This window comes from Flavobacterium eburneipallidum, assembly GCF_027111355.2.
GTDB lineage: Bacteria > Bacteroidota > Bacteroidia > Flavobacteriales > Flavobacteriaceae > Flavobacterium > Flavobacterium eburneipallidum.
Genome location: NZ_CP114291.2, coordinates 369,127 through 383,870, shown reverse-complemented (window position 1 = coordinate 383,870; position 14,744 = coordinate 369,127). Strand labels below are relative to the sequence as shown.

Here is a 14,744-nt window from a genome sequence, read left to right as displayed (position 1 = left end):
TTCCCCTTGCTTCTTCCAAAAAAAGAAGTATTTTTACAAAAAGATAAGTACAAAATATAAATGAAAGAAAAGGTAAAAGAGATGAGTTCAGACAAAGAAGCCAAATTAAAAGCACTACAACTTACGCTTGACAAACTAGATAAAACCTACGGAAAAGGCACCGTAATGAAAATGGGCGACAAAGCCGTTGAAGAAGTAGAAACCATTTCTTCTGGCTCATTAGGAATCGATTTAGCCTTGGGAGTTGGCGGTTATCCAAAAGGAAGGGTTATCGAAATTTTTGGTCCAGAATCTTCAGGAAAAACAACCTTAACATTGCACGCTATTGCCGAAGCACAAAAAGCGGGTGGAATAGCTGCTTTTATTGATGCTGAACACGCTTTTGATAGAAATTATGCCGAAAAATTGGGCGTTGATATCGAAAACTTAATCATATCGCAACCAGATAATGGGGAACAAGCTTTGGAAATTGCCGAGAACTTAATTCGTTCCGGAGCTATTGATATTGTCGTGATTGACTCCGTTGCTGCTTTGACTCCAAAAAGTGAGATTGAAGGCGAAATGGGAGATTCTAAAATGGGATTACACGCTCGTTTGATGTCACAGGCCTTGAGAAAATTGACAGGAACGATTAGTAAAACCAATTGTACCGTTTTCTTCATCAATCAGTTGAGAGAGAAAATTGGAGTTATGTTTGGAAATCCAGAAACCACTACGGGTGGTAATGCCTTGAAGTTTTATGCTTCCGTTCGTTTGGATATTCGTCGTTCTACTCAAATCAAAGACGGTGAGAATGTAATTGGAAACAGAACCAAAGTGAAGATCGTAAAAAACAAAGTCGCTCCACCATTTAAAGTAGCTGAATTTGATATTATGTATGGCGAAGGTGTTTCAAAAACGGGTGAAATCTTGGATTTGGCTGTAGAATTTGAAATTGTAAAAAAATCAGGTTCTTGGTTCAGTTATGGCGAAACCAAATTAGGTCAAGGTCGTGATGCGGTTAAATCTTTAATCAAAGACAACCCAGAACTAGCCGAGGAATTAGAAGTAAAAATCAAAGCTAGAATCAAAGAATTAGCAGAAGCTTAAAATATTTTTTTAATAAAAAAATCAAATGCTCGGATATTTTTATTCGGGCATTTTTTTTGGTCTAATTCTAATCGATATAAGCTCTTTGAAATCAACTTTTAAATAATGATAATTTTTTTTTGAGGACCAACGCAACCTTTTTCATTGGCTCTAATCTTATATAAAATGAAAAAAGTTAAATCCTTAAAATCTTTTAAAATGAAAAAAATTGTATTATTCCTAGTGCTAATTATCTCTTTGGTGAGTTGTAGTATTGACAATGATAATCCAAGTTATACCTATCATGTACTTCCTATTGATAGCTATGTTGTGCCAGCCAGTTTTACTTTAGGACAAACCTATGAGATTAAATTAAAGTACCAAAAACCTAGTTCTTGTCATATTTATCAAGGAATTTATTATGACAAAAACTTAAACACTAGAACGATTGCTATTCAAACTGCGGTGCAAAACAATCAAGCTTGTACAACAGAAGTTCCTCCTATTTCAGAAGTTTCATTTAACTTTATCGTTACCAATACTGGATCCTATATGTTTAAATTTTATAAAGGCAAAGATGCTGATGGTAAAGATATTTTTGAAGATGTAGAAATTCCGGTAGTTCAATAAATAAAAAATCAGTGGTGTTAGAAAAGCTAATTAGCGAATGTCAAAAAAACCAACCCAAAGCTCAAGAACAATTGTACCGATTGTTCGAGAAAAAGTTTTTTGGGTTGTGTTTGAAATATTCGTCTAGCTATGCTGATGCACAAGATAATTTTCAAGAAGGCTTCTTAATTATATTTCGGAAAATAAATCAATACAACGGAAAAGGCTCTTTTGAAGGCTGGGCCAAAAGAATACTCATTAATAACGCACTCCAAAAATTCAAAGGAGTGCGTTTTATGGAAATAATCAACGATAATATTCCAGATGTTGATGTAGCCATTGATGAAGAAGAAATACCACTAGATTATTTAATGCAAATTATTCAGGAACTACCCGATCAATACCGAATTGTTTTTAGTTTATATGTATTGGATGGCTATTCTCATCAAGAAATTAGCGAAATGCTCAACATTTCGACTGGTACAACTAAATCGAATTTGCACAGAGCAAGGCTTATCTTGAAAGAAAAAATTGAAAAAAAAACCGTGTCTAATTTAAAAATATCGGCAAAATGAAAGAGAAAAAAAATATAGACCGATTATTTCAAGAACAATTAAGAGACTTTGAGGCGACTCCAGACAATCAGGTTTGGCTCAATATCGAAGCCGAATTAAAAAAAGATAAAAAACGAAGAGTTATTCCGATATGGTTTAGATATGCAGGAATAGCTGCCGTGTTTTTTCTGGGTTTATTTGTTTTGAATACCAATTCCATTTTTAATTCTAAAAAAGAAAATCCTCTTGTTTTGGATTCTAAAAACTCGAAAAATTGGTCTAGTAAAAACCAAAATAATCCTCAAAATAATTCTGAAAAAGCCGAAAAAGAGACCCAACTTGTCAACCATTCTAAAGAAAACATCAAATATAAAAAAGAAATAAGTATTACTAAATTTTCAAAATCAGTTGTAAAAGATGAAAAAGAAACTAAACCTTATCGCTCCTCAAATGCACTTGGTGTCCATAAAAAGAATCAAAATAATGCTTACGTTTTTCTACCAAAAAGTGATTTGCCGATAAAACAACCCGCAACAAATAAAAGCAATTCTGATTACAGCACATTAAATGCCGAGAAAAAAAGTATTGCCAATTCAAATTCTTTAGCAAACGCAACAAATCAAACTCTAGACAAAAAGAGTGAAGATACTAAAAAAGAATTATCAACAAATCTAGAACAGCCAAACGAGTTAGAAGAAATTCTTAAAGCCAAATCCGATCCAAAAAAAGCATTAACATCTAGTGCTAAAAACAAATGGCAAATCACTCCCAACGTTGCTCCAGTGTATCTGAATGCAAACTCTGGCGGTTCTCCCATTGATAACCAACTGTCAAATTATAAAAAAAATTCAGAGAATACAGTTAGCTTTGGTCTAGGTGTTCGCTATGCAGTGAGCAATAAAATAGTCATTAGAACTGGTGTCAATAAAGTAGTTTTAGGTTACAATACGAGTAATGTATTGTATTCAACAGGATTAACCGCCAACAATTTACAAAACATTAACTATCTATCAGACAATGTAGTTAAGTTTGTAAATCAAGACAACTATAGCGCAACGCCAACTTTTGAAAAAGCAATACAAAACACCAATAAGGGTACTTTAAATCAAAAAATGGGTTATTATGAACTGCCAATGGAAGTTTCTTATGCCGTTTTTGACAAAAAATTTGGAATAAATCTAATTGGAGGATTCAGTACTTTGTTCTTGAATGAGAATAGGATTTCGTTACTATCACCTCAATCGAGTATTCAACTTGGCGAAGCAAAAAACTTGAATCAAGTCCATTTTAGTACAAATATTGGTCTAGGATTCAAATACCAGATTATAAAAGATTTTCAAATTAATCTCGAACCAATGCTTAAATACCAATTGAACACCTTTTCAAATAATTCGGGCAACTTTCAACCTTTATTCATCGGATTGTATTCTGGTATAAGTTATGGGTTTTAATTGGCTATTTTTTCTTTTCAAACACCAATAATTGCTCGTTAATTACATTCCAAGTTTGGTCTTTAAGATTGTTCTTATCCGCCATTGTTTTACCTTCAGTTTCAATAAAAGGAAGTACTTTTACTCGCAAAAGACCTGGACCTCCACTCAAAAAAGTATAAGAAAAATGTGCCTTATTATCGCCAAAAGTAATAGGAACAATGGGCAATTGATGATCAATCGCTAATCGAAAAGCACCATCTTTAAAAGAATCTAATCGTATGGATTCGTCAGCAGGAACTCCTCCTTCGGGAAAAATACAAATACTATTGCCTTGTTTGATTCTTTTTTGAGCACGTTCAAAAACGCCATGCTTACTTTTGGAACTTTTTCTATCAACCAAAATACAAGTGCGCTTGTAGAAAAAGCCAAACAAAGGGATTTTTACCAACTCTTGTTTTCCCACAAATACAAAGGGTTGTTTTATCGTTGCCAACATCAACATAATGTCCACCATAGAAGTATGATTGGAAACCAGCATATAACTTTTTCCTGATTCAAGTTTTTGTTGTCTTTCAATTTTATAATAAAATCCCATTCCAAAAAGAATGGTTTTTGCCCAAATTCTGGCCATTTTAAAGAAATAAGGATAATAACTTTCTTTCAGAATAGAAATTACCAAAAACGGGAACATAACCAAAATTGGCGCCCCTAATAAAATATAAAACCAGATGCGGTAGAATACCCAAAAAATAATTTTTATTACTCTCATAAGGTCAAAAGTAAGGAAAACTATGCTATTATTTATAAAAGCAGTAAATTTGGAAACTCAAAAACAAAAACAAACTTCACGGTTAAGAAAAATAACAATGGCAAAAATACTCACAGGCGTTCAAAGTACAGGAACACCACATTTAGGAAACTTACTTGGCGCAATCATTCCAGCAATCGAATTATCGAATAATCCAGCAAATGAATCCTTTCTTTTCATTGCCGATTTGCATTCGATCACCCAAATAAAAGACGGAAAAACATTAAGAGCCAATACCTACAGCACAGCAGCAGCCTGGTTGGCTTGTGGTTTGAATGTAAACAAAGTAGTTTTTTACCGTCAATCGGATGTGGCACAAACTGCGGAATTGTCTTGGTATTTGAGTTGTTTTTTTCCTTTTCAAAGATTGACATTAGCGCATTCTTTCAAAGACAAATCCGATAGATTGGAAGACGTTAACGCAGGATTATTTTCCTATCCAATGCTTATGGCTGCTGATATTTTGTTGTATGATGCGCAGTTTGTTCCCGTTGGAAAAGACCAATTGCAACATTTGGAAATCACACGTGATGTGGCTTCTCGTTTCAATCATCAGATGGGCGAAACTTTTGTACTTCCAGAAGCTAAAATTCAGGAAAACAGTATGCTAATTCCTGGTACCAATGGTGGAAAAATGAGTAAATCGGCCAATAATATTATCAATATTTTCTTGGATGACAAAGCCTTGCGCAAACAAGTAATGAGCATCGAAACCGATAGCACACCATTGGAAGATCCGAAAAATCCTGATACTTGCAACGCTTTTGCTATTTATTCTTTGTTAGCCAATGAAGAACAACTTGCGGAAATGAGAGAAAATTATTTAGGTGGAAATTACGGTTACGGTCATGCTAAACAAGCTTTATTTGAATTGATTGTAGAAAAATTCAAAACCGAAAGAGAAAAATACAATTATTACATCAACAACCTCGAAGAAGTAGATGCTTTATTGAAAATAGGTGCCGAAAAAGCTGGAGTTGTAGCCAGTGGCGTTTTGGCAAGAGTTAGAGAAAAATTGGGGTTTGAATAAAAATAAAATGACCGCAGATTCGCAGATTTTTAAATAATTAATATTTTTAAAATCTGCGAATCTGCGGTGTTTTTTTATATCGCCTCAAATAATTTCCCAGGCAAAGGTCGAATTACACCTTTAAGTTCCATGTTCAGCAACATTCCAGAGATTTTATAAATAGGGAAATCACAACGCAAAGCAATAATATCCATTAATTCTTTCCCGTTTTTTAGGAGATAATCGTATATCTTTTGTTCGTCATTTTCGAGCGTGACAAAAAGTTGTTTTTGAACGGGTTTGGCTTTGCTTTCGATATCCCAATTCAAGATATAAATCAAATCGGCTGCACTGGTTAATACATTTGCCTTTTGGGTTTTTATCAAATTATTGCAGCCTTGACTGTATTTATCCGTGGTTCGACCCGGAACGGCAAAAACATCACGATTGTAATCATTAGCAATATTGGCGGTAATCAACGAGCCACCTCTATCAGCCGATTCGATAACGATGGTAGCTTCAGACATTCCTGCGACAATACGATTTCTACGAACAAAATTTTCTTTTTCAGGATTGGACGAACTCCAAAATTCAGTCATAAAACCTCCGTTTTGCTCTACTTTTGACACATATTTTTTATGGTCTTTTGGGTAAATTTGGTTCAAACCGTGTGCTACAACACCAATCGTTTGCAGATTGTGATCTATTGCCAATTGATGGGCAAAAATATCAACGCCATAAGCAAAACCACTTACAATTACAGGATCCAGCGGTGCTAAATCTTCAATCAGTTTTCGGCAGAATTCCATTCCATAAGAAGTGATTTTTCGAGTTCCTACAATGCTAATGGTTTTTCTGTTTTTTAAATCAATATTTCCCGACGTAAACAATAAAACTGGTCCGTCGATACAATGTTTCAATCGTTCCGGATAATTTTCATCCTGAAAATAAGCAGTATTAATTTCGTTGGACTGAATAAACTGAAGCTCTTTTTCTGCTCTTTCAAAAACGGTTTTGTCTTTTAATTTTTGAAGTAAAACAGAACCAATTCCATCAATAGTACCCAATTGAGAAGACTTAGTTTTGAAAACTTCGGTAGCATTTCCGCAATGGGTTATTAGTTTTTTGGCAACAATATCGCCCACTCCTTCTACTTGTTGCAATGCCAATAAATGAAATAAATCCTGATCTGTCATACTAATTCTTTGAGGCTGAAAAGTATAAAATTTTATGTGAATTGTTAATAAAAATTGTGAATAAAATTTTGATAACTATTTTCAATGTATAACTTTGTAACTATGAATATCGAACCTTACATTGCACAGCTTTTATACCGTTACCAATGTGTAACCGTTCCTGGTTTTGGAGCATTTTTGACTGAAATCCAATCGGCTCAACTAGTTGAAAGTTCGCATTCGTTTTTTCCACCAAAGAAAATCATTTCTTTTAATGCTCATATCAAAAACAATGATGGGTTATTGGCAAATCACATTGCACAAGCGGAAAAAACATCTTACGAATATGTAGTAAGTGCGATTCAATATCAGGTTTTAAACTGGAAAAAAAACATTCAATTAGACGGAATTTTAAGTATAAAAAACGTTGGGAATTTTGAGTTGAATGCTGACAAAAATTTGATTTTCACACCTTTTGACCAAACCAATTATTTAACTAATTCTTTTGGGTTAAGTGCTTTTGTTTCTCCTGTTATAAAAAGAGAAATTTTCGAACAAAAAATAGAAGCTCTTGAAGAAAATATTGATCAAGAAGCAGTAATTGAATTTATCCCTGAAAGAAGAAGAACGAGTAATTATTTAAAATACGCTGCCGTTTTTGTTCTAGGATTGGGGGTTGCAGGCTCTATTGGCTATCCGCTTTACCAACAAAAAATTGCTTCCGAAACCATTCTTGTGGAGAAATCAGTTCAAAAACAAGTACAAAACAAAATTCAAGAAGCGACTTTTTTTATCGAAAATCCCATTCCAGCGGTAACTCTTACGGTAAAAATGAAAGAGGAAAAAATGTCCTATCACATTATGGCAGGAGCATTTAGAGATGAGAAAAATGCCGAAAAAATATTCAAAAAATTAACCATTCAAGGATATAAAGCACGTAGAATTCCACAAAACAAACATGGTTTATTCCCTGTACTTTATGGAAGTTATGCTACTTTTGCCGAAGCCGAAAAAGTTAGACAAGAAATACTTAAAAATGAAAACCCTGACGCTTGGGTACTCATAGAGTCACTATAAAAAGTAAAGCCTATTCAAAAATGAATAGGCTTTTTTATTCGTTAATAGAAAATCTATGATAATACAGTCGAAACTACCTTATCAACTGGAATAGTTCGCATTGCATCTTCATATCCTTCTATAATCTTATTTCCATACACCGAAGTAGGTAACTTTGGAAACAAATTCCGATCGGAAACCAAAGCATTTTCCAAGGGTTGATTGAAAGGCGAAAAACCCGCAAAAGGATGCGTGGCTCCCCAAAGCGTAATGACTTTTATACCCAACATGGCTGCGATATGTGCATTTCCAGAATCCATAGAAAGCATCACATCGAGATTAGAAATAAGATGCAATTCCTGTTGAAACTTAATTTTTCCCGCAACAACAATTACATTGTCTTTCCCTTTTGAGAACGAATTCAACAATTCTATTTCTTTATTTCCACCGCCAAAAAGCAATATTTTATTCGTTTTAGTGGAAGCCAATTGATTAATAACTTCCTGCATCAAATCCAAAGGATACACCTTGGAATCATATTGCGCAAAAGGAGCAATTCCAATTAGTTTTTGATTGTTTTCTCCAATTAATTTTAAAATTTCAGGGTCTAAAATTGCCTTTTCAGGAAATATTGGATTGGATAAATCTACTGCGAAACCTAGTTCACTGAACACTTTTACGTGTCTTTCGAACATGGTTGTTAAGGGTTTGAAGATTTTGTTTTCGGATCTAGTTAAAGCTGTTTTTTCTTCTCTTCCTTTATCAACAGAAGCTGTTTTTTTACCGCTTAAAGCAAATAACGATCGAACTACTTTGGAACGTAAAACGTTGTGCAAATCAGCAAAATCATCAATCTCCAAAGCTTTTAAGTCCTGAAACAATCGCAATAATCCAAGAAATCCTTTGTGACGTTGTTTATCATCGAAAGCAAAGAAAGAAAGATTAGGAATTCCTTCAAAAAAAGGTTTGAAAAACGGGCGGGAAACCACCGTAATTTTTATTTCGGGATTTTGCTGGACAAAAGCCCTCAAAACAGGAACCGTCATGGCGACATCTCCCATTGCGGAAAGTCTCATGACGGCTATATGTTTAATTTTTTCTGACAATGTTAGAATACTTTGATTTGTATATTATTTAAAAATGTTGCGGAATGTGGCAAAATGTGGTGATTTTTTGGCCATTCTTTGGCCATTTCATTTTATATAAATCTCTTGAAAATCAAGCCCTAACGACAGACTTATTAACAAAAACTGTTGGTTTTTAACAATTACTAGTCTTTTTTTGGTCTTTTTTTGGCCCTTTCAATCTTTTGACTTTGTTTCCTTTCCATCTCTTTCATCCCAATATTTATTGCTTCAGATATAACTTCAATTCTTTTAATATAATCATCACTTAACTTATAGATCGAAGCAGAGCCTTCACCTTTTTGCTCTAATATTCTATTCATAACAAATTTATCAATTCTCAATCTTACTTGTTTTCTTGATAATTTATCTTCAAAAAGTCCAACAAAATCTTTCATCTTTGCTTTACTCTCTTTAGATAAAAATTGCAAAATGGTATTTAAAACCTGATTATCATCTAATTCTTGAAGATTGTAATATTTTGCTTTTTCATCTGTAAACTCGTAATAATCTTTTGAAAGAATATAATAAACAGCATTCGTCTTACCTCTTTTTTCTATTAACTTTTTTTCTAAAAGTTTAGAAACTATTTCAGCATCCAAATCTTTTTTAGCTGCATTCTTTTTTATCATATTTAAAGCAATTACTTCTAAAACAGATAGTTTTTCTGTTTCTGGTAATTCTTCTTGCACTGCAACAATAAATAATGCAAAAGCTCTATCTTCTATTACGGCTGATAATTTTAAATTTACTTGAAAATAATCGGATTTTGAATAATCTGGTTCTGCTTTTCCTTCTATAAGTGTATTGTAAAATATCTTGTCAACTCCTTGTCCAGAGCGTTCTACAATTCCTGTTTTTTGCAAAACATCTGCCAAAAGTCTGTTTCTAGGAGTACTTGGTGTTTTTAATAGATTTTCCAAATTAACACCTATTGGAAATCCTCCTGCGTTAATTATGTCTAATCTTTGAGGAAATTGTTTCACAACTATTTCAGACGTTTTCCTATAATCTCTGTGCGTAATGGCGTTATTAATAGACTCCCGAATCACTTCTTCATTAAAAAAAGGAATTGTAAAAATATATGCCCCGTCTTGAATTGGAAAACTACCATTTCTTAAATTAATAGTACTCCAAAGTTCATCAATTAGTATAAAAAAAGGTTCTGAAAAAACAATTCTATTATCAAAAGGGATTTGATTTTCAGCATTACGATATTCCAACATCACAGCCGCTTGAGGAAGTTTTTCGTTTAGAACTTCTTTTTTAGCAAGAAGAATTAACGCAGCATTAGTGAGTTTTTCATTTTTCAAAAGTTCTAAATCAGATAACAATTGTTCATGAGAAAGTGTCTTAAAAATAGGATTGTTTTGTTTTAAGGCATATTTTTCTTTTAAGACGGAAATTGCTTTTTCATCTAAATCAGAAACCATTAAACCCTCACAAAATTGTTGAGAAAAGTCAGGTTCTTGTTCATTAATTATTTTTAAATAAACTTCATCTGACATTGGTTTCAATTCTTCACCAACTCTCATTAAAGCAACGTCTTCAAATTTAAAAACTTTTCCTGCTGGACGACAAGGAACTTCTATTACTAAAACTCTTTTTAAATTTTCATAAAGTTCATATAAAACTGGACGAATTCCAGTATCTGTATATATTTTAGATTCTAATTCTCCTATCGAACCTAGATTTTGTTTTGTACCAATGACCTCATGAGGATAATTATCACTCATTCCAATGACTAAATATCCTCCTCCTTCATTACATAAGGCGGTAACATATCCTAAAATACATCTTCGTCTATCACTTGGTTTTGGTTTAGATCCACCATCATAAGATATATTACCTCCTTCACCTTTTTTAAATTCAACCTTGTCTTCTGACTCCTTGAGTTTTTTAAGTTTATCTATAGTTATCATAGATAAGATACTAATTTATAATTATTTTTTATTCTGATACAAAACAGGATTCAAATCATCATCATTGTACATTTTCATTTGTTTGTACACTTTCATGAATTTATCACCATTTTCAATATCAGTTAGCAACTCTTCAATGGCAGTGGACAAATCTGTTCTTTGCTCTAATAAGACGTTCAATTTTGCTTGACATTTGTCTCTATGCTCTTGCGAAGCTTCAGCACGAATAGCTTCTTCGTTCATGTGATAAATTTTCAGAGCTAAAATAGACAATCTATCGAATGCCCAAGCTGGACTTTCGGAATTGATTTTAGCATTATCTTTTACGGCAACATGACTGTATTTTTGAAGAAAATATCCGTCAATGTATTCTACCATATCAGTACGTTCTTGATTCGAAGCATCAATTCTTCTTTTCAATGTCAATGCCGCAACTGGGTCAATATTCGGATCACGAATAATATCTTCATAATGCCATTGCACTGTGTCAATCCAATTTTTTAGATATAATAAATGTTCAATTTTTTCCTTCGGAAAAGGATTATCTATGGGCTGATCTACATTATCAAATTTGTGATAATCTTGAATACTTTGTTCGAAAACCGAATACGCTAATTTTGAAAACATATCTTACTTATTTTAAAAGGCAAAGATACTTTTTATACATTTACAATGAAACTTTAAACTTTAAACTTTAAACCTCAATTTATGCAAATTCATAATTTATCTAAAAAAAACAGTGTTCTGAATCATTTTTTGGCTCAAATTAGAGATGTAAACGTTCAGAAAGACAGTCTGCGTTTTCGAAGAAATATAGAACGTATTGGCGAAATAATGAGCTATGAATTGAGTAAAATTTTAGATTATAAAAATATTGAGATTCAAACACCGCTTGGGATTAAGAAAACGTCCGAAATCAAAAACCAATTGGTTATTTGTTCCATTTTGAGAGCTGGACTAGCACTGCATCAAGGATTTTTAAATTATTTTGACGATTCCGAAAACGGTTTCATTTCGGCTTACAGACACCATCCTAACGATGATGATTCTTTTGATATTTTAGTTGAATATCAGGCTGTTGCCGATATCGAAAACAAAAATTTACTATTAGTTGATCCCATGCTGGCTACAGGACAATCAGTCGTTGCTGTCTTCAATAAATTAATAGAAAAAGGAACACCAAAAGAAATTCATATTGCCGTAATTATTGCCGCTCCCGAAGGTGTGGCTTATCTTGAAGAACATTTACCCAATTCTTGCCATCTTTGGATAGCTTCTTTAGATGAAAAATTGAATGATAAGAAATACATCGTTCCTGGATTAGGCGACGCAGGAGACTTGGCTTACGGGACTAAATTATAATTGAGAAAAAAAAGTAAATAAACAACAAAGAATCAACACTCCTAAAACCATTTCTTGCTTCAATTGTATTTGTTTAGTTTCGATATGACTGGTTGCCATAATGGCCAAAGGTGCAAAGGTAAACATCAGCAAATCATTGCTTTTATTGGCCGAAATAATAAAAATTAAGATTCCAATAAAGAAGGATGCAACAATTTTTTTATAAGAAGAATGCAGTAATAATGGCTTATTAGAAAGTGAAGCAAACATTGAAATTACAAAAAACAATGCTACTGTTATATAGATAGAAAATGCTCCATTTTGATAATTATTAGTAAAATAATCCAATTTGAAATTAATCGTTGCATGGGTTTTAACAAATTGAATAATACTTGTGTCCAAAATTATAGAAAAAACCATAGCAATAATCCCCACCGAAAGAAGCGCTATAAAAGGTAAAACCCAATTTCTATAATCTTTGGCAACATGAAAAATTATAGAAATAAATACCAAAACAATATAAAGAATACTCCAAAAATGGAATAGTGAAGCCATAAAAATCCATAAAGAAGCATCAAAAATCTTTTCTTTAGAAGCTTTTAAGGATTGTAATGAAATTAATCGGCGAAGTGCTAAAAGAATGAAAAAATTGGATACAATCAAATTAGTATTATTCAATACCGAAGGAAAAAAAAGCAGAAACAAAAAGTAGAAAAAAATCGTGTAACAGCTGTCTTTGCTCAATCCATTTTTCTTCGCAACAAAATTCGTAATGAAAATAGAACCTAATAAAAGCAGTAATAATCCGAATGTTTTTAGAATTGAAACAAGGGAATTCAGCCAAGAAAAATCTTGAAATTGGTACACTAAAAAGAAAACTAGCATTAAAATTACAACCAAAAGTAAATTTAATGGTGTAGATTTTCTAAAAACACTTGTTATCATAAGGATATTTTATACTTTTGTGATTGTAAATATAATACTTGTACAAAGATGAAAGCATTTTTTGAAGGAATTCAATGGTTATTTGAAACAATTTTTTTCGCTCCACAAAATTTTTTGAGAGAATTAGAGCTTACTCATTGGTTTGCTGCTAATACTATCAATTGGATTTTTATGATTATCTGTGCAGTTGCCATCGTATATTGGTGCAAGCAATTAGTGATCTTTGACGAAAAAGGAGAAGAAAACCAAGATACTACCGCTCACTCTTTCTTAAAATAATACTTTAAGAAAACTGAATAAAATATTAGGAACTATTTTAAGTCGTTCCCAATATCTTTTCTAAAATACATCTTATCAAAATGTAGCTTGTCTATGTTTTGGTAAGATTTTTTTATGGCCTCTTCGAAGTTGTCTCCATAAGAAGTCACTGTTAAAACTCTTCCTCCATTAGATACTACGTTTCCGTTATCAAGTTTTGTTCCGGCATGAAAAACTATCGAATCTTCTATGGTTTCCAAGCCCGAAATTACTTTTCCTTTCTCGAAATCTTCAGGATAACCGCCAGAAACAACAACAATTGTCGTAGCACTTCTTTCGTCAATTTCTAATTCGAATTCGTCCAGTTTTTCGTTGGCTACAGCCAAAAACAATTCCACCAAATCCGATTTCATCCTTGGAACAACCACTTCCGTTTCGGGATCACCCATTCTCACATTGTATTCAATTACGATTGGTTCGTTTTTCACATTGATCAATCCAATAAATACAAATCCTTTGTATTCAATTCCGTCTTTTTGAAAACCTTCGATTGTTGGTTTTACGATACGTGTTTCTATTTTTTCCATCAAAACAGCATCAACATACGGAACTGGAGAAACCGCGCCCATTCCGCCTGTATTCAAACCAGTGTCGCCCTCGCCAATGCGTTTGTAATCTTTAGCAGTTGGCAATATTTTATAACTTTTTCCGTCAGTCAATACGAAACAACTCAATTCAATTCCATCCAGGAATTCTTCGATTACCACTTTGGAACTGGCGGCACCAAATTTTTGACCCACCAACATATTTCTCAATTCTTCTTGGGCTTCTGCCAAATCTTGAATAATCAAAACCCCTTTCCCTGCTGCCAATCCATCTGCTTTCAAAACATAAGGCGGTTGCAAAGTAGCAAGGAATTCGCATCCTTTTTCCACTGTTTCAGCCGTAAAACTATCGTAAGCTGCAGTTGGAATCTTGTGTTTCATCAAAAATTCCTTGGCAAACTCTTTACTTCCTTCCAAAGTTGCACCTAATTTTGATGGTCCAATAACTGGAATATCTTTTAAATCAGCATCATTTTTGAAAAAATCGAAAATCCCTTTTACTAATGGATCTTCTGGGCCAACAACCACCAATTCTATATTTTCTTTAATCACTAATGCTTTGATAGCATCAAAATCAGTAGCGCTAAAATCTAAATTCTTTGCAATAGCTGCCGTTCCTGCATTTCCTGGTGCTACAAAAAGGGTGTCGCAAAGCGGACTTTGAACCATTTTCCAAGCAAAAGCGTGTTCTCTTCCTCCAGAACCTAAAAGTAAAATATTCATGATGTAGTTTTTAAGTTTGGCAAAAATAATTGCTTTTAGACTTAAAAAATAATTAATTTTCAAAAAGTTGTTGGTTGGTGGTCATTAGTTGTTGGTAAATATTATTTTTGGTAA

Annotated in this window: 15 protein-coding genes; 8 read left to right on the top strand and 7 right to left on the bottom strand. The window is 33.0% G+C overall.

Annotation, left to right across the window (positions count from 1 at the left end; genetic code table 11):
* Positions 1-81: 81 nt before the first annotated feature.
* The 4 genes from recA (at position 82) to OZP15_RS01495 (ending at position 3,682) form a co-directional block, all read left to right on the top strand.
* Complete coding sequence (recA, locus tag OZP15_RS01510; protein WP_269227848.1) at positions 82-1,089, top strand: recombinase RecA; 1,008 nt, start codon at positions 82-84, stop codon at positions 1,087-1,089.
* A gap of 198 nt (positions 1,090-1,287) precedes the next feature.
* Positions 1,288-1,698 carry a hypothetical protein gene (locus OZP15_RS01505; RefSeq protein ID WP_269226746.1) on the top strand — a complete coding sequence of 137 codons (411 nt, stop codon included), beginning with the start codon at positions 1,288-1,290 and terminating at the stop codon, positions 1,696-1,698.
* An 11-nt stretch (positions 1,699-1,709) separates the two neighbouring features.
* Positions 1,710-2,252: an RNA polymerase sigma factor gene (locus OZP15_RS01500; protein WP_281336814.1), complete on the top strand. Its 543-nt coding sequence runs from the start codon at positions 1,710-1,712 to the stop codon at positions 2,250-2,252.
* On the top strand, positions 2,249-3,682 hold the full coding sequence (locus tag OZP15_RS01495; protein ID WP_281336813.1) for a hypothetical protein: 1,434 nt from the start codon (positions 2,249-2,251) through the stop codon (positions 3,680-3,682). Before OZP15_RS01500 ends, OZP15_RS01495 begins: the two co-directional genes overlap by 4 nt.
* Before the next feature lie 4 nt (positions 3,683-3,686).
* On the opposite strand, the gene OZP15_RS01490 is transcribed toward OZP15_RS01495, so the two are convergent.
* Positions 3,687-4,433, bottom strand: coding sequence for a lysophospholipid acyltransferase family protein (locus OZP15_RS01490; RefSeq protein WP_281336812.1), 747 nt, complete (start codon positions 4,431-4,433; stop codon positions 3,687-3,689).
* Positions 4,434-4,530: 97 nt separating this feature from the next.
* Between OZP15_RS01490 and trpS the strand changes: the two genes are divergently transcribed.
* Positions 4,531-5,502, top strand: a complete 972-nt coding sequence (gene trpS / locus OZP15_RS01485) for a tryptophan--tRNA ligase (protein ID WP_269226742.1) — start codon at positions 4,531-4,533, stop codon at positions 5,500-5,502.
* Between the two features lie 74 nt (positions 5,503-5,576).
* Here trpS and dprA read toward each other — a convergent pair whose 3' ends face one another.
* Positions 5,577-6,677 carry a DNA-processing protein DprA gene (gene dprA, locus OZP15_RS01480; protein ID WP_269226741.1) on the bottom strand — a complete coding sequence of 367 codons (1,101 nt, stop codon included), beginning with the start codon at positions 6,675-6,677 and terminating at the stop codon, positions 5,577-5,579.
* Positions 6,678-6,779: 102 nt separating this feature from the next.
* Between dprA and OZP15_RS01475 the strand changes: the two genes are divergently transcribed.
* Positions 6,780-7,733, top strand: a complete 954-nt coding sequence (locus tag OZP15_RS01475; RefSeq protein WP_281336811.1) for an HU domain-containing protein — start codon at positions 6,780-6,782, stop codon at positions 7,731-7,733.
* A 53-nt stretch (positions 7,734-7,786) separates the two neighbouring features.
* On the opposite strand, the gene OZP15_RS01470 is transcribed toward OZP15_RS01475, so the two are convergent.
* The 3 genes from OZP15_RS01470 to OZP15_RS01460 form a co-directional block, all read right to left on the bottom strand.
* Positions 7,787-8,788, bottom strand: a complete 1,002-nt coding sequence (locus tag OZP15_RS01470) for a glycosyltransferase family 9 protein (protein ID WP_281336810.1) — start codon at positions 8,786-8,788, stop codon at positions 7,787-7,789.
* A gap of 194 nt (positions 8,789-8,982) precedes the next feature.
* The gene (locus OZP15_RS01465) at positions 8,983-10,758 is read right to left on the bottom strand and encodes an RNA/DNA-binding domain-containing protein (protein ID WP_281336809.1); all 1,776 of its coding nucleotides are present in this window, start codon (positions 10,756-10,758) and stop codon (positions 8,983-8,985) included.
* A 21-nt stretch (positions 10,759-10,779) separates the two neighbouring features.
* The gene (locus OZP15_RS01460; RefSeq protein ID WP_269226738.1) at positions 10,780-11,385 is read right to left on the bottom strand and encodes a DUF4254 domain-containing protein; all 606 of its coding nucleotides are present in this window, start codon (positions 11,383-11,385) and stop codon (positions 10,780-10,782) included.
* An 81-nt stretch (positions 11,386-11,466) separates the two neighbouring features.
* Between OZP15_RS01460 and upp the strand changes: the two genes are divergently transcribed.
* Positions 11,467-12,120 carry a uracil phosphoribosyltransferase gene (gene upp / locus OZP15_RS01455; protein WP_269226737.1) on the top strand — a complete coding sequence of 218 codons (654 nt, stop codon included), beginning with the start codon at positions 11,467-11,469 and terminating at the stop codon, positions 12,118-12,120.
* Here upp and OZP15_RS01450 read toward each other — a convergent pair.
* Complete coding sequence (locus tag OZP15_RS01450) at positions 12,115-13,044, bottom strand: DUF6427 family protein (protein ID WP_281336808.1); 930 nt, start codon at positions 13,042-13,044, stop codon at positions 12,115-12,117. The genes upp and OZP15_RS01450 overlap by 6 nt on opposite strands.
* A gap of 48 nt (positions 13,045-13,092) precedes the next feature.
* On the opposite strand from OZP15_RS01450, the gene OZP15_RS01445 reads away from it, so the two are divergent.
* Positions 13,093-13,323 carry a DUF6341 family protein gene (locus OZP15_RS01445; protein ID WP_269226735.1) on the top strand — a complete coding sequence of 77 codons (231 nt, stop codon included), beginning with the start codon at positions 13,093-13,095 and terminating at the stop codon, positions 13,321-13,323.
* Positions 13,324-13,355: 32 nt separating this feature from the next.
* Here OZP15_RS01445 and purD read toward each other — a convergent pair whose 3' ends face one another.
* Entirely contained in the window at positions 13,356-14,630 is a 1,275-nt protein-coding gene (gene purD / locus OZP15_RS01440; protein ID WP_281336807.1) for a phosphoribosylamine--glycine ligase, read from the bottom strand.
* Positions 14,631-14,744: the final 114 nt, after the last annotated feature.